General features: G+C 41.1%; 16 protein-coding genes and 1 tRNA gene. 2 read left to right on the forward strand and 15 right to left on the reverse strand.

The window, feature by feature from the left end:
* Positions 1–23 precede the first annotated feature (23 nt).
* Positions 24–731, forward strand: coding sequence for a LytR/AlgR family response regulator transcription factor (locus CH365_RS00190; protein WP_100766601.1), 708 nt, complete (start codon positions 24–26; stop codon positions 729–731).
* A 109-nt stretch (positions 732–840) separates the two neighbouring features.
* On the opposite strand, the gene CH365_RS00195 is transcribed toward CH365_RS00190, so the two are convergent.
* The 3 genes from CH365_RS00195 to CH365_RS00205 all read right to left on the reverse strand — a co-directional run bounded on the left by CH365_RS00195 (position 841) and on the right by CH365_RS00205 (position 4,244).
* The gene (locus CH365_RS00195; protein WP_100766602.1) at positions 841–3,060 is read right to left on the reverse strand and encodes a membrane dipeptidase; all 2,220 of its coding nucleotides are present in this window, start codon (positions 3,058–3,060) and stop codon (positions 841–843) included.
* A 14-nt stretch (positions 3,061–3,074) separates the two neighbouring features.
* Positions 3,075–3,629 (reverse strand): hypothetical protein, encoded by a 555-nt coding sequence (locus CH365_RS00200; RefSeq protein WP_100766603.1) that lies wholly within the window; start codon positions 3,627–3,629, stop codon positions 3,075–3,077.
* 539 nt (positions 3,630–4,168) lie between these two features.
* A tRNA-Asn gene (locus CH365_RS00205) sits at positions 4,169–4,244 on the reverse strand.
* Between the two features lie 217 nt (positions 4,245–4,461).
* Here CH365_RS00205 and CH365_RS00210 point away from each other — a divergent pair.
* Entirely contained in the window at positions 4,462–8,055 is a 3,594-nt protein-coding gene (locus CH365_RS00210; protein WP_100766604.1) for a vitamin B12-dependent ribonucleotide reductase, read from the forward strand.
* Between the two features lie 113 nt (positions 8,056–8,168).
* Here the strand turns inward: CH365_RS00210 and CH365_RS00215 are convergent, their stop codons facing one another.
* From CH365_RS00215 to gspD, 12 genes are read right to left on the reverse strand one after another with little or no spacing between them, the layout of a single operon-like run.
* On the reverse strand, positions 8,169–9,209 hold the full coding sequence (locus CH365_RS00215; RefSeq protein ID WP_100766605.1) for a sulfite exporter TauE/SafE family protein: 1,041 nt from the start codon (positions 9,207–9,209) through the stop codon (positions 8,169–8,171).
* Between the two features lie 21 nt (positions 9,210–9,230).
* Complete coding sequence (gene gspN, locus CH365_RS00220) at positions 9,231–10,190, reverse strand: type II secretion system protein GspN (RefSeq protein ID WP_100766606.1); 960 nt, start codon at positions 10,188–10,190, stop codon at positions 9,231–9,233.
* 1 nt (position 10,191) lies between these two features.
* Positions 10,192–10,722 (reverse strand): hypothetical protein, encoded by a 531-nt coding sequence (locus CH365_RS00225; RefSeq protein WP_100766607.1) that lies wholly within the window; start codon positions 10,720–10,722, stop codon positions 10,192–10,194.
* Positions 10,723–10,731: 9 nt separating this feature from the next.
* Complete coding sequence (locus CH365_RS00230) at positions 10,732–12,354, reverse strand: cell division FtsA domain-containing protein (RefSeq protein WP_100766608.1); 1,623 nt, start codon at positions 12,352–12,354, stop codon at positions 10,732–10,734.
* A complete protein-coding gene (locus CH365_RS00235; RefSeq protein ID WP_100766609.1) occupies positions 12,354–13,484 on the reverse strand; it encodes a type II secretion system minor pseudopilin in 1,131 nt (376 codons plus the stop codon). Before CH365_RS00235 ends, CH365_RS00230 begins: the two co-directional genes overlap by 1 nt.
* Positions 13,481–14,176, reverse strand: a complete 696-nt coding sequence (locus CH365_RS00240) for a type II secretion system protein (RefSeq protein WP_100766610.1) — start codon at positions 14,174–14,176, stop codon at positions 13,481–13,483. The genes CH365_RS00235 and CH365_RS00240 overlap by 4 nt, the downstream gene beginning before the upstream one ends.
* Before the next feature lies 1 nt (position 14,177).
* The gene (locus CH365_RS00245) at positions 14,178–14,726 is read right to left on the reverse strand and encodes a prepilin-type cleavage/methylation domain-containing protein (protein ID WP_100766611.1); all 549 of its coding nucleotides are present in this window, start codon (positions 14,724–14,726) and stop codon (positions 14,178–14,180) included.
* Complete coding sequence (locus CH365_RS00250) at positions 14,707–15,234, reverse strand: type II secretion system protein (protein ID WP_244282928.1); 528 nt, start codon at positions 15,232–15,234, stop codon at positions 14,707–14,709. Before CH365_RS00250 ends, CH365_RS00245 begins: the two co-directional genes overlap by 20 nt.
* Positions 15,235–15,282: 48 nt before the next feature.
* A complete protein-coding gene (locus CH365_RS00255) occupies positions 15,283–15,765 on the reverse strand; it encodes a type II secretion system protein GspG (RefSeq protein WP_100766612.1) in 483 nt (160 codons plus the stop codon).
* Positions 15,766–15,788: 23 nt separating this feature from the next.
* Positions 15,789–17,015: a type II secretion system F family protein gene (locus CH365_RS00260; RefSeq protein WP_100766613.1), complete on the reverse strand. Its 1,227-nt coding sequence runs from the start codon at positions 17,013–17,015 to the stop codon at positions 15,789–15,791.
* 10 nt (positions 17,016–17,025) lie between these two features.
* The gene (gene gspE / locus CH365_RS00265) at positions 17,026–18,699 is read right to left on the reverse strand and encodes a type II secretion system ATPase GspE (RefSeq protein WP_100766614.1); all 1,674 of its coding nucleotides are present in this window, start codon (positions 18,697–18,699) and stop codon (positions 17,026–17,028) included.
* Between the two features lie 4 nt (positions 18,700–18,703).
* The gene (gene gspD, locus CH365_RS00270; RefSeq protein ID WP_100766615.1) at positions 18,704–20,494 is read right to left on the reverse strand and encodes a type II secretion system secretin GspD; all 1,791 of its coding nucleotides are present in this window, start codon (positions 20,492–20,494) and stop codon (positions 18,704–18,706) included.
* Positions 20,495–20,499 lie beyond the last annotated feature (5 nt).

Genomic DNA, 20,499 nt, shown 5'->3' on the forward strand with positions numbered 1-20,499 from the left:
ATTTTTTATAGAAATCGCTAAGCATGGTGAGAGCTGTTCTAGTCGAAGATGATAAATTGATGGCAAGGACCATCCAACATTATTGCAGAGAGGCATTTGGAAAAAGCCTAGTCTCTCTCAAAACCTTCGATGAATTAACTCCTGCTCTTTATAGTATTCGAGAAAATCCAATCGACCTTCTTCTTTTGGATATCAATCTTAAAGGACAATCAGGATACGAGATACTTAAGCTCCCGGAAAAAGATTCCTTTTATACGATTGTGATCTCTTCGGATAAGCAGAACGCAGTAAGCGCCTTTGATTTTGGCGTTTTGGACTTTGTGGCAAAACCATTCACTAGAGAAAGATTTATCGCTGCGATAGATCGTATGAAGTCTGCTTCCGCTTCTAAGGCGGATTCTATGCGCAAAAATAGTATCTCTCTCAAAAAAGACGGGATGATAGAAGTGATCCGATTCCAGGATATTCTATATCTTGAAGCTTCGGGTAATTTTACCGAGATCCATCTAAAGTCTGGGAGAAAAGAGCTGATACGCAAAACTATGGAATCAGTTCTTTCAGAACTCAATTCCGATTTTTTCCGTTCTCATAGATCTTTTATCATCAATCTTTCCGAAGTGAAGAAGATACTACATGGAAAAGGAAACCATTTCAAAGTTCTTCTAGGTGATTCTGCAGAAGTTGCTTTATCCAGATCAAATTATAATACCCTAAAAGATATGTTGGGTTGAATAACTTACAACATATTCGAATACCAGTGAAATCTCGAATTTCTATTTAAGCAAAAAAAAGCCCGCAGGGTTTGGCGGGCTTAAGAAAAATCTATTTCGTTAGATTTCTTTATTGGATGCTCGCACCTCTTGTGACTGCATTCTGCCACATAGTGGTGAAGAAGTCAGCGGATCTATAAACCGGTTCCAGATCAGAACGTTTTAAACCTTGCTGTCTCAAATCTTCAAAGAAGTCCGGCATAAGCCCTATATGAGCTGCTCCTTCTGTATTAAAGTCGAATGTCCTATTTCCGAAGGTATATTTTCCAAGAGAAGGAAGTGCTGAAAGAGTTGCAGCTTTTCTAATGGATGCATCCGGCGCAAAAGGGTATCCTACTTTAGCTGAATCAGGTTGAGTGATTGTGGACACTCCTCCTGGACATGCGCGGGTTCCGTAACGAGGTCCAGGCATATGAGCGAATCCGTTAAAGTCGGTTCCGACACTAATTCTTCCGTCATAAGCTTGGTCTCCGATCAGATTTCTAAGATACTGATAGGATTGTGCGAATGTCTGAGTAGTTCCTCCACAAGCGTGAGAAATATAGGATCCATCAGAGTTTTGTCTCCATTCCCCTACTTCATCCAAATTTCCTTGTCCTGGGATCAGCCCGATCATTCCACCTAATGCAATGATACGTTTGAGCGCTGTTCCGGTTGGATTTGCCTCGTGACGATTTGCTTTATTCGCCATATCGTAAACACCGGTGTGACCAGTAACAATACCTGGATAAGCTTGTTGCTCAGCGTATGTCAGTGCTCCATCCAAGGATCTTGCGGACATATGACCTACGTCTATGATCATCCCTTTTTTCATAAGGGCTTTCATGATCTTAGGTCCGTAAGAAGTTAAACCTGCAACGTTACAATCTTGGCCGTAATGTTTACAATCGTACTTGGTTCCGCTTCCTAGGATATTGTAAAGACCTGCACCGCCGAATCCGTTTGTTTTCAAGTGGATCGGGAAGATATAACGTAAACCTGCGTCATACATTTCCTGAACACCTTGGGTGATCATGGTGTCTGTACAAGTGGTTGTAGTACAATCTACTAAATAGTCTACTTCCGCACCTAAAACAACCGCAAGTTTACCGGCTGCGATCACACTTTGTGCCTCTGCAGGAGTTTTTACGATACGGAACCATCCAAGGCCCGCTCCCCCGCTCTTCTGATCGATCCAAGTTTGCATATCATATACTGCTTGGGTTTGGCGACGTAAAGTGTTCATGTCGTTTAGATCATAAATTGGATCCGTTGCAATTGCGATACCTTTGATAATATCAGGAAGACCATTGTCCGTTGCTCCGAACATATAGTCACCGTTTACTGCAAGCACCACCATAGTTCTGAGGCCACCTTCATAAGCACGTTTGACCCACTCATAATACATTGTCTGGTGAGTGTAGCTATTGTTTGCCGGCCAATAAGGGAAACTTGCGTATCCTCTATTATCATGTTTTGCGGTAGAAAGTAGAGCTCCGATAATATCGTCTTGTACGATTGCTTCTACTCTGGAGTGTCCTGCGGAATGGCCTTCGTTAGACATACTAGGGCAGTCCGCGAGTGCAGTAGCAGGTTCTCCATAAGGAGCTCCATGGAAGATCACTCCTCCAAAGCCTAGATGAGCCATCGGGTGAGTATGAAGATCCACATAACCTGAAAGAGTTCCAGATTTTTTGAGAGAATCCTGAGCACCTCTTGCATACACTTTTGGAGCGGACTCACAACTTGAATCTGCAACATACCATTCTCCCCACATACCTGTGGTTCCGGTATTCACACAACGAGTTGGAGTTGTATAAGTTTTACCCGCGATAGTAAGAGGCAATTGAGCGCAAGCAGCTTCCCAGGTAATACCTACTACGTTCCAAATACGGGAAGAATACTTTCTTTTGCCCGCGTATGTTCCGGAAGTCTGGCAACCGTCATTTTTATGAGTCCAGTTATAACCTCCACCGTCGTCTGTTGCGGACCAGTTCGCTTCGCAGGAGTCGTCGATTAAATCGAATTCTCCCCACATATTTAAACCGGTGTTCTTACAACGACTAGGCTTTGTAAATACTTGGCCGTTAATGGTTGCTCCCATATTCGCGCATGTAGTCTCCCAGCTTTGTCCCGAAGGGATCCCGTAAAGGATGGCAGAATACTGACGCTTGCCCGGGAAAATCGACGTGCAGCTATCCTTCTTGAATGTTCCCCAATAAGGATCCGCAAACACGGATGCGCTTCCTGCGAAAAACATCGTACATACTACGAAGCCGAATACGGATCTTCGTATTGACCGATAATTCATAATTCTCTCCAAATCTATTTTTGGTTTATGTGTTTTTCATATTCATCTTTTACGTTTTTTAACTTTTTAGCATATAGTTCCTTGCCAGCTAGGATCATTCTTCTCGAATCGTCATTCAAACGTTCCGGATATCTATCCTCCATGATCTTCAATAGCTCCAATTGATCTTCTTGTAGTTTGATCTGAGCCGTATAATACTGATCTATCTCTTTGCGGGTCGCTTTATTGGAATAAATTTTTCCATAAAGAGCCGCCCAATCTTCTCGAAGTTCATGTTGGGCTTTTGTTTCCGCGGCATCTCTCGGAGTTGCCACAGCTATCCAATATAAGTTGTCAGGAGTTTCGTTTCTCAAAAGAGAAGCAGGAATAAGTCCTTCTTCATCTTCATTGGAAGAAGAGGAGTTAAGGCCTAAAAAATTAGATAAAGAAGAGAATCTTTCGGAAAAACCGCTTTTGGGTGAATGAGAATGGGCAGCCTCAGTGTCCTTCGAAGAAGAAGGAATCACCAAAAGAACAAATAAGCTTATGATAAGAATGGATACGGCAGCCAGTGCTATTTTTCGCGACATACTAAGAAGGTATAAGTATTTGTACGTATGTGCAATGAGTTTGGGATGAAAGTGGATCTAAGTATGATGAATGGAAAAATTCTTATTCTCCCCTTATATAAGGGGAATCTTTATAATCGATCGGTTGTTATATAAAGTGGTTTCGGCAGAGCGGCCTGATTTCGCATAACAAACACGTTATTATGCGAAATCAGGCAAAAAAGGGACGTTTTTGGACGGAGTATTTGGCTTTTTCTGCGAAAATCCGGGAATTTGTGTAAAAGGCTGCGACAGCGATGCGAAGGGCTTTAGTCCGGGCTTGCCCGGATGAGCGCGAATGCGCGAACCCGTAGAAGCGCGGTCTGAGCGTTAGCGAAGAGTCGCCCTAACCTGTATTTTTGTGGGTAAATGGCCGTTACTTTTCAGGCTTTTTCGTAGTAAATATTGGATAAAATTACGTAAATTATCGCAAAAAGACTAAACAAATGTGGATCTACAGGGTCTATTAACTAGATCGTAAATTGGCCGAAATTTGGTAAGATTTGAAGGAAAGACAGAGATGGCTCCCCCTGCAGGGCTCGAACCTGCGACCCAGTGATTAACAGTCACTTGCTCTACCGACTGAGCTAAAGGGGAGTGTCGTGGTAGCAGAATCCAGTTTTTAGAAATGAGGCAGGCTGGCAATGAAAAATCTTCGAGACATAGGTATTTTCTGATCGGATCTACAAACAATTTTTCCGGCAAAAACCGAACAGCTTTTGGAAAAGTGCTACCTGAAAATGCGAAAGCTATAGTAGCGTGACATAATCCAAAAACGCACTATATTTTGCCGGAGTTTCATAAGGAGCATGCTATGAAGCTAAATAAACATTTCACTTCACCTGAGAAGGGATTTTCCAAGGACTTAAATTGGGTTAAAAGGAATTCTAAAATTTCTAACCCGGATGGTTCTGTCGTTTTCGAAGCTAAGGACATTCTTGTTCCGGACCAATGGTCTCAAGTTGCAGTAGATATTCTTGCCCAGAAGTATTTCAGACGCAAAGGAGTGCCAAAATACTTAAAAAAAGTAGATGAAAAAGGCATTCCAGAATGGTTACAACGCTCTGAACCAGACACTGAAAAACTTTCTTCTTTAAAAGCAGAAGATCGTTTCGGTGGAGAGGCTTCCGCACAGGAAGTTTTCCATCGTTTAGCGGGCTGCTGGACCTATTGGGGATATAAATACGGTTATTTTTCAGACGAAGAAAGCGCTAAAACTTTCTACGAAGAAGTCTCTTTCATGCTGGCTTCTCAAATGTCCGCTCCTAACTCCCCTCAGTGGTTCAATACTGGATTACATTGGGCGTATGGGATCGACGGTAAATCCCAAGGACATTTCTATGTGGATCCTACCAGTGGAAAATTGGTAAAATCTGCTTCCGCATACGAACATCCACAACCTCATGCATGTTTTATCCAAAGTGTAGATGATGATCTAGTCAATGAAGGTGGTATCATGGATCTTTGGGTCCGTGAGGCTCGCCTATTCAAATACGGTTCCGGAACAGGAACCAACTTCTCTAACCTGAGAGCGGAAAACGAATCCCTTTCTGGTGGAGGAAAAAGTTCCGGTTTAATGAGTTTCTTAAAGATCGGAGACCGTGCTGCCGGTGCGATCAAGTCTGGCGGGACCACTCGTCGTGCTGCTAAAATGGTATGTTTGGATGTAGATCATCCGGATATCGATCGTTTCGTAGATTGGAAAGTAGAAGAAGAGAAAAAAGTAGCTTCTCTTGTAACTGGATCCATTCTGAACAACAGACATCTGAATGCGATCATGAAAGCTTGTTACGAGATGGAGGGAGAGGATCGTTTCGAACCTAAAAAGAATGCCGCTCTTAAGAAAACCATCGTAGAAGCTAAGAAAGTTTTAATTCCAGACAATTATATCAAAAGAGTGATCGATCTTGCCAGACAAGGATACAGAGAACTTATATTCGAAGAGTTAACCACAGACTGGCAATCAGAAGCATACAATACCGTTTCCGGACAAAACAGCAATAACTCTGTTCGCCTTCCGAATGAGTTCATGACTGCTGTAGAACAAGATCTTCCTTGGCATTTATATAACAGAACTGAAAAGGAAAAAGCTCTCAAAGAAAAAAGAGCTGCTAAACCTGCAAAAACCATTAGAGCAAGAGATCTTTGGGATAGAATTTCTTTTGCAGCTTGGTCTTCTGCTGACCCTGGAACACAGTATCATACTACCATCAACGAATGGCATACTTGTCCGGAAGATGGAAACATTAATGCTTCCAACCCATGTTCAGAGTACATGTTCTTGGACAATACTGCATGTAACTTGGCTTCTGCGAACTTACAGAAATTTGTAGATCCTGAAACTCTTGTTTTCGATGTAGAAAGTTTCCGTTATCTTTGCCGCCTTTGGACAATCATCTTAGAGATTTCCGTGACCATGGCTCAGTTCCCTTCTAGAGAAATTGCAGAACTTTCTTATAAGTTCAGAACTCTTGGGCTCGGATATGCAAACCTTGGTTCTGCATTGATGATCATGGGAATTCCATATGATTCCAAGGAAGCAATGGCGATCACTGGTGCCATCACTTCTATCATGCATATGACCGCTTATGCTACTTCTGCGGAAATGGCAAAAGAGCTCGGACCATTTCCTGGTTATGAGAAGAACAAAAAGCATATGCTTAGAGTTCTAAGAAACCACAAAAGAGCGGCGTATAATGTTCCTTCTGAAGATTACGAAGGTTTGACCATCACTCCTGTAGGAATTGATCCTGCATACTGCCCTTCTTACCTTTTGAAAGCAGCTCAAGAAGATTCTGATAATGCAGTTTCTTTAGGAGAAGCTCATGGATACAGAAACGCACAAGTTACAGTAATCGCACCAACAGGAACTATCGGTCTTGTAATGGATTGTGATACTACTGGTATCGAGCCTGATTTTGCTTTGGTGAAATTCAAAAAATTAGCGGGTGGTGGTTATTTCAAAATTATCAACCAATCCGTTCCTTTGGCTCTTCGTAAACTTGGATACTCCCCTTCCGAAATCGAATCTATCGTGAATTATTGTAAAGGACATGCTACCTTAAACGGAGCTCCTGTAATCAATACACAAAGCCTGAAAGAAAAAGGTTTCACGAACGAAATCTTGGAAAAAGTAGAAGCTTCTCTTCCTTACGCGTTTGATATTAATTTTGCATTTAATAAGTTTAACTTAGGTGAGAATTTCTTACAAAAGAACTTAGGGATCGCAAAAGAAACGTATGATTCTTTCACATTCAATTTGCTCGAACATTTAGGTTTCTCTAAAGATGAGATCAATAAAGCAAATGATTATGTTTGTGGAACAATGACCATCGAGAACGCTCCTTACTTAAAAGAGAAAGATTACCCTGTATTCGATTGTGCGAACAAATGTGGTAAATACGGAAAGCGTTATCTTTCTTATGAGTCTCATATCCGCACTATGGCTGCAGCTCAGCCTTTCATCAGCGGTGCGATCTCTAAGACGATCAACCTTCCAGAAGATGCAACTATTGAAGATATCAAAAACGCATATTATATCTCTTGGAAAATGATGGTAAAAGCGAATGCACTTTACCGTGACGGATCTAAACTTTCTCAGCCTTTGAACTCCGTATTGGAACTTCTAAATGGAATCGAGTTAGAAGAACAAGAAGAGATCGCAGAAGCTGCGGTTGCTAAAGATCCTTCTCAATTTGCAGAAAAGATCGTTTATAAATATATCTCTCATAGACGTAAACTTCCTAACAGAAGAGCCGGTTATACTCAAAAAGCAGTTGTTGGCGGTCACAAAGTTTATTTAAGAACTGGTGAATACGAAGACGGACAACTCGGAGAGATCTTCGTGGATATGCACAAAGAAGGTGCAGCATTCAGAAGTTTGATGAACGCATTTGCGATTTCAGTATCTCTTGGTCTACAACATGGAGTTCCATTAGAAGAGTTTGTGGATGCATTCACATTTTTCAAATTCGAGCCAAATGGTATCGTGACCGGAAATAAACATATCAAAATGAGTACTTCCGTAATCGATTTTATCTTCAGAGAACTTGCGATCACTTACCTGGGAAGATACGACCTTGGCCAAGTAGCTCCTGAAGATCTAAGAGGAGACGAGATTGGATCCAGAAAATCTTCTGAGTCCATCCAACCTAAGGCACCTGTTCAACCAGTAGCTTCTGCAGTAGTGGAAACTGCTCCTGCTTCCGAGCCGGAAACAATTTCCTACTCTCAGATGATGAGGACAGAGAAGCCTAGCTCAGGAATTGCTCTGATGGAAGAGATCAAAATGGCAAGGATCAAAGGTTATACTGGAGATTCCTGCACAGAATGTGGATCTTTCGAGATGGTAAGAAACGGTTCCTGTTTGAAATGTATGTCCTGCGGGGCAACCACTGGATGTTCTTGATCTAAAGAGTTCCAGTCTGGATAAAAAGAAAAACCTCGGGTAGCAGATTGTTATTCGAGGTTTTTTTATGACTTAATGCGACAGTGTTTCCGCCAGATATAAGATAACTAACCTTATTCTGAAAATTCAAATTTAGCTAAATTAGCCCCTTTGTAACAATAAAATTCGTAACTAACAGGTTCCCGAAATCGGAAGACCTTTTCTATTAGGATTTTATCATATTTTTGGATCAGAGAATCATACTTTAATTTTAGATGATCCGGTAATTCGATAGGTTGAATGGGTCGTTCGATTTCCAATCCGTCGTCCAATTCGAATTCCAGGACCAAACTACTTTCTCTCCAATTGATAGTCGTTTCAGTTTCTCCAACCACCCAATTTTTAGAAATATGAATATTGTCTTTATCGATTATTTGTACAAAGGAACTCGAAAGAAGGAAAATGCCTGCGACAATCATGGAGCCGTAGCCGATTTTTTTAAAAACAAAATCACTAATATGCGGTAATATAAATTTTATAGTGTATGAAGAGATGATAGACGCGAATGCTATAGAAAGCCCTAGATACAATGCCAATTCGGAATAAAAACCAAGACAAATATAAACAACTAATTTGAATAAATGCAAAAATAATTCGTTAGCTGCCCTGGTTGCTATAATTTCCTCCTTATTCAGACCGTATTTAAGATAAAACCTATTGAATACCAATCCAATTGCGCCGGTAACCCCTGATATAAAACCGGAAAAGAATCCGAGACAGGCTAAAATATAGTTCGGATCTGGAGTTCCTGTTTCATCAGGGGCTGTCTTCGGTTTCAAAATTTGCGGAAGGTTTGCAATTAGAAAGAACGAAATCAATAATTGGAGATATAACGGATTAAGGAATTTTAGTAACCAGGCTCCCAACAAAACCGCAGGTATTGAAAAGGGAACAAACCAGTAGAATATTTTCCAATGTATACTTTTTCTAAATACTATAATTCTAGAAACGGAACTGACTGCGGTGCCAATCGTTAAAGAAAACGGAACGAAGGAAGCAGCTAATAATCCTGTCAAAATCGGGATCAGTATTAGGCTTGCGCCTCCTCCGCATACTGCGCTTATCCAAAAAGCTAATATCGAACCTAAGAATAAAAGGACTAAGGTGGATATCATTGGAGGTCATACGTTTTACTATTAAGGAACGGGGCCTGCCCCAGGCAAACCTGCAGGAGCGTTCAAACCGGGGATCTTGAATTCAGGTCTTTGAAAAGTCCCAGTGATCGGGATACATTTCCCACTTCCGCTTTTTTCAAGAAGATCTAAGGCGCCTACGATGATTTGATTTTCTGCAGCAGATGCAAAATTCCTTTCTAACTCGAAGCAGGCTCTTAGATTCAATTGGGAATTGGCGATCGAATCTGAAAGTCTTAAGTTCCCATGTAGATCTAATCTTGCGACTGAAGTATCTATGATAAATTCTTCGAATTCCACCATTCCTTGGTCAATTCTGGAAGTGATGAGTATCTTATTTACGAAAAAGTTTTCTATTTTTCCTATAAAAGGAATTTCGGGAAGGTTCGGGAAGGATCCGAATTTTCCTTCCGGCATTTTAAGTGAGAATGCTCCACCAAATCTGCTGGCTGGAACGCTTAAAGAGTCCAACTGCAAATGGCCTTCTAATTCACCTATGTTTCCTAAAGTTTGGCCGTCGTAATCTACTTCCAATTCTTCTATTTCGAAATCACCGTTTACCTTTTTTCTTAATAAAGAAAAAAGGCCTGCCTTGATCTGAGCGTCTTTAGATCGGATCTTAAACGTTTGGCCCATGATCTCCATAGATTTTACGGAAACTTTTCCGAGTAGGACGGAGACTGATAATTCATTAAAAAATACACTACTTGGTTGTCCGGAAGATGAATTCATGAGTTGTCGGACTATGTTTTCGTAAGGGAATAAAAGGATCAAAAAAAGAAGGAACGAAACTAAACCGCTTCCGATCAGTATGAGTTTTTGTTTGAGAGAAAATCTGGGAGTATCGTCCTCCTCTAATTCATCAGGAGGTAATTCCTCCAATTCCATCGTGAGGAATTCTTCTTCCTCGTTTGAGATGAGTTGTTCCTCTTCTTCTATTTCTATTTTTTTTGCGCGAGCCATCTTATTTTCCGGGGGCGACACTATAGGCCGCAATTTTCATGTTCACGTCGTAGGTATTCTTGTCTTGGTAAGGTTTATTAGTTTGGAAATACTCCACCCGGGCATTTACTTTATTGCCTTTTTCAATATCATATAAAACTGTCATAATATTTTCCAAAGGAACGCCTCTTAGGCTTACTTCGAAAATAATTACCTGGTATTTATCTTTGTCGATCGGTCTAGCAGGGATCGGTCTCATTGTTGAAATCCTTTCCTTAACTCCGTTATCCGTAAAAATTTTTTCCAATTTAGCTGCAAAGGTACTTTGGTCATTCTCTCCCGTATTTACAGATTCTAAACCTCTAAAAAATAGATATTCAGAAATCGTGCTGTCTAATTGAGCAACAAGTCCAGGGGTATTGCTGACAGTCTCAGAAAGGTCCGTTCTAAGTTTATAAATTTTTCGGACCACCAATATTGCCAGAAGGAGCACTACCAATCCAGCGGCGACCAATACTAAGATTTTTTCTCTAGGTTGTAGTTTTTGCAACATAAGCTTAATCTAATCGCCGCCTCGATCTTCTATTTTAGACACGACTTCCAGTTTTATGACAAAAAGTGTCTTAAAGGTTTTAAGGCCGTAATGCTGTCCTTTATTTTCCGTTTTTACAGTTTTAAATAAAGGAGAACGTTTTAATGAATTTTCAAAAACTCCGATTTCTGAAATTTCATTTACAGCACCCTGGATCGAAACAGTACCGTTGTCGTAAGTAATACTCTGGAATAAGAAAGGTTGCATCCCTGGATCAGGGAACTTTAAGGAAATTTCATGTAGTACGTCTAAAACACTCGGTTTAGAAAGATACTTTCTATATAGTTCCGTTTTTCTTTCAGCGCCATCTCTTAGGCTTTTTGCAAATTCTATTGGATCCCTGTTAGAAGGAACACTGGAACCGGTACTCGATTTTACTTTTTCGGCCAGGATTTTATTCGCTGCTGCGAGTTTTCTTTTATCGGAAATGATTCCTAGGAAAAATACTCCGATCAAAAGAACAAAAGAAACCGAACTCAAGATAATATGAGGTTTGAATATACTGATATCGAATAAATTTTTATTAAGCCTTTTGACATAAGGGGTTTCCAAAAAATCTATTTTAGATTTTTTTGATTGGATTAGATGGTATGCCATTCCATAGCAAGTGGCAAATCTATCCGGATCGGCGCTTAAAAAATCATATCTTCTCGCTTGGATTCCAAGGTTTTCTCCTAAAAAGGATTCCAAGTCTCTGACCTTACTTCCTTCTCCGGAAAGAAAAACAACTTCAGGTCTTTCCGTTTCTTCTAAGGAAAGAAAACTTCTTCGGACTTCTTCGCTTAAGGACGTAAAAAAATCCTGAGCAATGCTGAACGCCTTTTTGATATCTCCGATTTTAAGTTTGTATTCTTTTGCAAATAAATTTAAACCGTCTTCCGGAGAATGGAATGGCTCGAATTGAATACTAGTCTTTAAGGCTTCTGCTTTATCTTTAGGGATCTTTAATGCTTTTGAAATTTCTTCTGTAAGAGTATCCCCACCTACGGAAAGAAAACGTGTATGAGCGATCTTTCCATCCTTAGTGACATTCAAGATTGATTTTTTGCCGCCTATATCCAACTGGGCAACATTTGCAAATTGGATCTCTTTATGCAAATGTTTGGAAACAACAGAACCCAAACAGATTGAATCCACAAAGATCCCACGGAATACAAGGCTAGATTCCAGAAAAGGAGAGGCTAATGTATCAAACTCAGAATGATGAGAAGTATAAGTGATCACATCCGACTTCTCTTGGTCGATTCTCCAAACGGATCCTAATACTTCTACGGTTTCCATAGGAAAAGGGACCCTACTTTCTATCTCAAAGGGGATTACTTCTCTCACTGCTTTTTCGGTAGTTAATGGGATGGAGATCTCTCTAACAAAGAGTCTGTCTAGTGAAAGAGAAAGTACGATCGCATGTTCTTCGGCAAAGTAGGTATTTATAAAACGAAGTACATTTGTTTCGTATTCTTTTTCTTCCATTCTGGAAATGGGCATGGATTCCGCTCGAAGCAAGGTCAGGTTCCCTGCTACTCTCTGGAACAGAGCACCCTTTACGGAATTCGTACCGTAATCTACGGTTAAAAACTTTTCGTATAAGAACATTAATCTTCTCTATAATATAGCATCAGGTTATTGGTCAGGTCAAAAATTCCGGTGATCCTGCGGACAATTTTAGGGCCTTTCATAACATCGGAACTTTTTTTACTATTATAGTTTCTTTCTACTTCCCCGACTGCGCTGATCCGGAAAATTTCACCCTTTGTTTTGATCCTTCCACCGGACACATCGGTTCCTTCTCCCGCTAATTCTTTGTAGAGAGAAAGCCCGCCCACGGAAGGTACCTGAAATTCCGGGATGGTCTCTAGATCCTTAATGTCCTTCAGGTAGCCGCCCTTTTTGATTTTCATTTTCATGATCTGAAGGACGGATTGGCGGTTCATAAAATCGGATAGAGACATTAAAACGAAGTACGGCGCGGCGTTCAAGTTGATTCTATCGTCGTAATTCCTCTGAAAGGGAACAAATGCTGTCAAATTATTTGCTAGTACGAAATCGGACTCCCCGATCAGGCTTTTCTCCTCGTCGGACATAAAATCCTTGGAATACTTTTGTTCATAGTCGGGAGGTTTTTGGGAGCCATACACTATTTTAGGGTCAAAACCTTTCACGGAGGTAAGCTCTGATAGAGAATACATATAAGCATTTTTGATTTTTCTGGGAGGTGTCAGTTTTTCATAATAGGAAATTTCGAAATTCCCCTGACTATCATCATCCAGCCAATCAATCACAGGATTGAAAAGGTCCCTCTTCATTCCCAAACGTTCCAGAAGTCTCTGGGCCATTTCTTGGTTTCTTAAATTGAGTTCTTTTGTGTCTGCATTGAAGATAGAATTTAGATTAATTTTTCCATCTTCGCCTTGGATCTTATAATAGATCCACCCTCCTCCCATTGGAACTGGCGGCGGATTTAGGCCTATCCCGGATTGGTATAATTGTTCTTCTGGAATTTTTCTAAGTGCGGCCAAGGCTCCTTGGAATCCTGCCTTTGCTAAAAGAGAAGCCTTGAAACCCGACATTTCTCCTTGGGAAATTTTATATTCCGCCATAGATCTTTCCGCAAAATCTAAGGTGGTGGTTAAAGCAGCCACACCGATTCCTCCGACTAAGAGCAAAACGATCGCTCCTCTTCTTCTGGAAAATCTTCTGCCTTTTAGACCGAGACCTGAATTCATTTCAGAAGCATCCCTGGGAAGGCAAGAGTTTCGAAACGTCTTTCCTTATTTCCCATATTCGCGATGATCTCTATCCGGATAAGGCGTGGGATACTTTTTCTTTGGAAGGAGTCCCATTCTTCTTCCCATTCTTTTCCCGTTTTGGAAAATTTAAAGGAGAGAGATTTTACGTTATCCAATAACTCATATTCTTGTCCGCCCACGAAAGGATATTTGTCGACGATCTCGTCTTCTCTTCTCATCAATTTATAATAATCAGTACCGTCTTTTTGTTTTAGATAATATTCAACTTCTCTTACTTCTGGAAGGGCAACTTCTTCCGAGTTGGGATGAACCGCTGCAAATACTATAAAATGATCCTTGGTACTTTCGCCAGGATGTCTTGGACCATCTTCTGATTTGCGTCCTTTTCTACTTACAAAGACCAGATTTTTTTCGGTTTGAAAATAGAATGCCATGGTCAAAGTACTTCGAATATTTTCGATAACGGAAATCGCCTTTTCTCTATCTACACCTTCGGAGCCTGAAGTTGGGCGAGTGACTTTTAAAATAGTCGCATAAGTCCCGAATACCATTCCTAGCAGAACACCTAATAAGGCTGCGACTATAGTTAATTCTATTAGCGTAAATCCGGACCTTTTTCTTTTCCGAAGGAACTTAAGAAAAACTGAATGTAATGAAAAAAGTTTCATATCAGTTCATCCTGGCCTTATAGGTCTCGATCGTGTATTGTTCCTTTACTGGAATTCCTTGGTTATCCCTTCCACCTGTAGGATATTCTATCGTTACATAAATATGAAATACAGCGATAAGTCCGCCTGTTGCAGAACCTTGGTTATTACCTGTTCTTTTGGCGATGAGCTGGTTCATGCTGGAGTTCGCACCACCTAGTAGGTCCTCGGGTTTTTTGCCGCTATCCTTTCCTGCCATTTTAAGAAGATCTAAATTCTCTTCTTTTATAATCGTAGTAAATTTCCAGTCTTGGTAGCCGGGAATTTCTCCAGAGCTGGTGTCTGCTTGTAGAATGGTAGCGGAATCGATCTGGGCCATTTTAATTTTTGCTAAGTGAGTGGCTTCCATTTGGAGTGCTGCCACTTTTTTAAGTCGTATTCCTTCCGAAACCACCATTAGTACATATAGAAGCCAACCGGCGGCTAACGCAAACGCCAAGGTCATTTCTAAAATAGTAAAACCCTGTCTCTTTCTAAGAGGATTTTTTCTTTTAAAACTTACTCGTGCCATATTGCTCGCTACGTTTGTACTCTTCCAATTGTTCCTTGGAGACTACAACTTCTCCGTCCTCTATTTCCGATTTCCCACCATAACGTTTGATGATGAGTGTTCTTGTGATCTCCGGATCCGGACCTAAATGGATATAAAAATCTTCCGCCACGGCCATAGGAGAGAATGGAATGCGGATCTTTCCGGTATTGTATCTATAACCTCGTCCATCCATCACATCTACAATGGCGGAAGAACTAGGAAGCTCCCTGTCCTGGAATACTGGAACTTCCTTTAAACCGGTCTCGTCCCTTTCCATGTCGAGGATGGTATACGTTTCCGTGTCCACGTTTAATTGAAGATAGACTGTCCTTTGATTGATCTTCGCCCTTCTGAAGCAGAAGTTCACAACGTCATGTAATAACATTGCTTCTTCTTGGGCGCCTGGTGTGAGCAAATTGACTAAGGAAGGAAGGACAAGAGCGAACATTACTCCGATCAGGAATACTGCGACTCCCAATTCGATCAATGTGAAGCCGGAACGGATCCGGCCTTTCGCTCTTGGACCCACTTTAGTTTATTTTTTAGCGCCGGATGCAGAAGTAAATTGTGGCGGATATTGTTCTTCTTTAGTGATATCAAAGTCTGAATTTAGGCCTTCTCCACCTTCTGCTTTATCCTGACCATAAGTTATAATCTGTATCTCGCCCGCTCCATCGTATCTGAGTTTGTATGGGTTTTTCCAAGGGTCATTGATAGAATCCTTGCTGCTTACCATAGGGATCCAGGTCTCAGGGATTTCTCCGTTAGTCGGTCTTTCTACTAGTGCGTCTAGACCTTGCTCTTCGCTAGGATAACTTCCGAATTTGGAAGCATATCTTTCTAGATGTAATCTAAGTTCCTGTTTGTCTTTTTTGATCTTCATCTTTGCGGTCTCGATGCTCACTCCACCGAAATCCACGCTGACAAGAATGATAGTCATCAATGCACCTAAAATGGCGACGACGATCGCTAATTCGATAAGAGTGAATCCTTTTCTCCGTTTGTTTCCCGTTTTCAAAGTCGGTTCTCCTATTTCTATTGTTATATACCTTGTAAGTTTTGGGTCAAGCTGAACATCGGAACGATGATCGCTGCCATAATGATACCGATCGCAAAACCCATAAAAACGAGCATTAGAGGTTCAATTGCCTGGGTCGCATTTTTTAGAGCGGAATCCACTTCTTGGTCGTAGATCTCTGCAAGCTTATTCAACATCTCTGGAACCCTGTCCGAAACTTCTCCGGCGGACATCATACCTATGACTAGTTGCGGCAATATCTCTGACCCAGTGAATGCGGCAGAAAGTTTCTCTCCTTCTCGAATTCTATCGCAAGCATTCCGTATTTCTTGTCCGAAAACGGAATGGTTAACGATCTGTTCTACAATTTGGAGAGAAATAATGAGAGGAACCCTGTTTGTAAGAAGAATTCCTAGGTTCCTGGCAAAATTGGATATAAGTACTTTTTTATTGAGTGTTCGGATGATTGGTATCCCGAGAACGAACTTCTCCCATTTTTCCTTACCTTCCGGAGTGGATTTATAAAAGAAGAAGCCCACAACTCCGGCACCTATCAGCGGGAAGATCAAAAACCAATAGCCTGTTAGAATTCTGGAACTTCCGATCACGATTTGTGTGATTACTGGAAGTGTTGCATTAAATTCTACGAATAGATGTTCGATCTGAGGAACTACCGTAGTGAGTAGGAATATGATCACGAGCTGCAATAGGCAGAAAATAATTCCAGGGTAAACGAGTGCGGTAGTAACCTTTCCTTTTAGCTGTAGGTTTTTTTCTTCCATCTCCGCAAGACGCATGAGCGCGGTTTCATAATCACCTGTCCTTTCTCCTACTGAAACAAGAGAAGGATACTGGTTCGGAAATATATCCGGATGTTTTCTCATCGAATCGGATAAGGAACTTCCTTCCGTAATATCCGCTTGCATTGCGATCACAACCTTGCGAAAAACTTCGTGATCAGTCTGCTCGATGATACTGGATAACGATTTGTCTAGAGGAATACCTGCACCCAAAAGAGTTCCTAATTGTCTGGAAAAAAGACCGATTATTTTTTTAGGAACTCTATAAAGAAGTCTAGCTAAGAATGGAAAAAGTTCTCTGTCTTTTCTTTCCGCATCTTCGGAAATTTGACGAACATAGAAACCTTTGCTCTTAAGTTTTGCTCTCGCGGATTGGATATTGGGGGCGTCTATTATCCCCTTCTCTTCCTTTCCTTTTTTGTTAAATGCAGTATAAGTAAAAAGCGCCATGGAAGGAAACTTAGGTAACCCTTAGAACTTCGTCCGGGGTGGTGATTCCATCCAATACTTTTCGGATCCCATAATCTCTCATAGTAGCAAATCCGCTTTCTAAAGCAACATCATTGATCTTATTCGTATCGGATCCTGCGAGTATCGCATTTTTGATTTTACTATCTATGATTAGAAGTTCATATACCCCGGTTCTTCCTTTAAATCCGGTATTCATACAATGGGAACAACCCTTGCCCTTATACAAGACTCCACCTTTCAGATCCTTTTTGGAAATACCGATGGATTCCAGTTCTTGAGGAGTTGGTTTATAAGAAATTTTACATTCTTTGCATATAGTTCTTACAAGCCTTTGGGCCATAAATCCCAATACTGTAGAAGTGATTAGATAAGGTTCAATTCCCATATCCACAAGTCTTGTCGCTGCAGAAGCGGCATCGTTTGTGTGTAAAGTGGAGAATACTAAGTGACCCGTTAAAGAAGCTTGGATTGCGATCCTCGCAGTTTCCTCGTCCCGGATCTCTCCCACCATGATCACGTCCGGGTCCTGACGTAAAATTGCACGAAGGCCGGTCGCAAATGTAAGCCCTATTTTTTCCTGCATCTGCATTTGGGAGACGCCATCAATCTGATATTCCACTGGGTCTTCGCAGGTGATAATATTTCTTTCTTCCGTATTCAGCTCGGTCAAAGCGGAATACAATGTGGTGGATTTTCCGGATCCTGTAGGACCCGTTACTAAGATGATGCCGTGAGGTTCATAGATAAGAGTACGAAGTGTTTTAACAAGATCCGGATAAAATCCCATTGTCTCCAAGGAATATTTCTGGTCTGTTTTGTTCAAGAGACGCATAACGATACGTTCTCCGAACTGACATGGAATTGTGGAAACCCGGATATCTACATCCTTTCCTGCAAGTCTGAGTTTGATCCTACCATCTTGTGGTAGTCTGTTCTCTGCGATGTTCAGGTTGGACATGATCTTGATACGAGAAGTGATCCCCGCATGGTACGACTTGGGTGGAGTTAATACATTATGAAGAATACCGTCAATCCTGTAGCGGACCACTAGACTTTTTTCATAAGGTTCTACGTGTATATCCGAAGCTCTCTCGTTTACTGCCTGAGAAAGGATCACGTTCACCATCTTGATGATAGGAGCATCGTCTGAAAGGTCGATCGTCTCGTTGTCGAAACCTTCTGCAAGTTCCGAGAAACTACCTTCCATTTCGTTCAACATATCTTTCGCTGCTGCGGATGTAGTGTCGAACTGGGAATGGATAAGTCTCATCACCTCAGGTTCAGGTGCGAGTATGAAGTCTATTTTAAATTCTTTTAATGCAGAACGTACATCATCCATCGGGTGAAGGTCCGTAGGATCGGAGACTGCGATTTTAACGTTCTTCTTATTTAGCTCGAAAGGAACTATTTTACTTTTTTGGATGAGTTTGAGGGGGATACGGTCGTAAACTTCTTCCATTCCCTTGAAATCCAGTTTTTCCCTGAATTCCATTTTGTATAGGCGGGCCATTGCCTTGAGAACGTCTACTTCTCCAGCAATCCCTTTTTTTTGAAGAATATGTCCTAGGGGTAAATGATTCTTTTTTTGTAGTTTTAGAGAGTCTTCTAGATCCTTGGCGGATATGACCCCGTCTTCTACAAGAATATCACCTAGAGTTTTCACTGTCTTATTCTCCGCGTTCCTTGATGGTGGCTTCTTTGTTTAGAACCCTTTCCCTTTCGATTTCGTATCTTTCTTGTTGTAACTTCTTCTTAACAGTCATCTTATCAGCAAGTTCACGATTGTCCAAGATATGTGGAGTAATAAAAACCATCAAATTGGTCTTTTTTAATTGTTCGGTAGTTCTACGGAAGATCCAACCCAGATAAGGAATATCTCCGAGTAACGGGATCTTGATCAGGCGTTTTTGTTTATCGTTGGAGATCAAACCCCCGATCACAATCGTTTGTCTATTATCTATAGTGATTGTGGTTTTTACTTCCCTTCTATTGAATGTAGGGTTTCCTCCCGCGAGTGCAATAGAGGCGATATTTTTGATCTCTTGTAAAAGATCTAAAGTAATACGATTATTCTTATTCACATGTGGAGTGAATTTTAACTTAATACCTGTTGGACGATATTCATAGTTGTCCACCGTTACTGCGTTTGCACCGCCCAAACCTGCGTTACGGCTTTGGGTTCTGACTGGAACATCCTGTCCTACGTTTATCTCAGCCTCTTGGTTGTCCAAGGTCAAAACTTGAGGAGCAGATAATACGTTGAAGTTCTCATTTCCTTGGTTAGCACTCAAAATCCCTAAGATTTGTTGGGCCCCCGCTTGGACGAAACCAAGAGAGAAGCCGGATAACGTGTTCAGGTTCGGGTTGATCCTACCGCTGGAGTTAATGATATTTCCTTCTTTGGCAAGTCCCGAGTTGAACTGGCTATAAGGACCCTGCCCTTGGAATCTCCAGTCAATACCGAAGTCATTTGTATCAGTCGAAGAAAGTTCTACGATCAAAACTTCCAATAATACTTGTTTTCTTGCAGAGTCCAAAACTCGGATAATTTTACGGATCTCGTTCCATTCGGATTCAGTTGCAGTAACGATCACTGAATTGGATTCCTTATGAGCAACCGCTTTGATCTTTTCTACTTTTGGAGCAGGTGGAGGCGGTGCTCCCGGGGCACCACTTGCAACAGGAGGATCTCCTACGATAGGATTATCCAATTTGATCAGAGTAGCGGCAATCTTCTCCGCTTCACTGAATTCTAATGTATAAATATGAACATCACCAGCAGAAGCAACCGCTCCAGGGCTTGTCTCGTCCGGTCTTACGTCCAACTCATTTACTAAAGTGAGTAATTTATTGATATCTGCAGTAGAACCGGAAAGTACGATCGTATTCGTATTTCTATAAACGATAATATCAGTGTTTGGAGAAGTTAATCTTTTTAAGATAGGCTCCAATTCTTCCGGTTTTACATTTTCTACCGGAATGATCTGTGTGATAATACGATTGTCTAATGCTTCCGTTTCCGGGATAGGCTCCTTACCCACTCTCACGTACGGAGATCTTGCAAGTGCATCCTTTAATTTTACGATAGTGATCAGATCCACTTCTTCCACGATAGCAAATCCCATGGACTCCAAAACGGCCTTCATGAACGGAAATGCATTTTTGATTGGGATCTCTTTTTGGGAAATGATAGTAATCTTTTTACCTTTTAAACTCTCATCCAATAGAATGTTTTTCTTTAGGATCGCGCTCATCCCTTTTAGAAAATCATTAAGTTCTGTATCTCTCCAGTTCGCATAAAAGGTTTTTTCTTTCGTATCTTCAGCGGTTGGGGCAGTACTTCTCTTGCTTCCTTTTTTGGAGGCCTGAGATAGTAAACCTTCGTTCACAGAAAGAAGAAGTAAGAACGCGAATGTTGCGTTTCTCAAATATCTGGATCGTAAATCTATTTTGCGCATTTAAT

The sequence above is a fragment of the Leptospira neocaledonica genome (assembly GCF_002812205.1).
GTDB classification, from domain to species: domain Bacteria; phylum Spirochaetota; class Leptospiria; order Leptospirales; family Leptospiraceae; genus Leptospira_B; species Leptospira_B neocaledonica.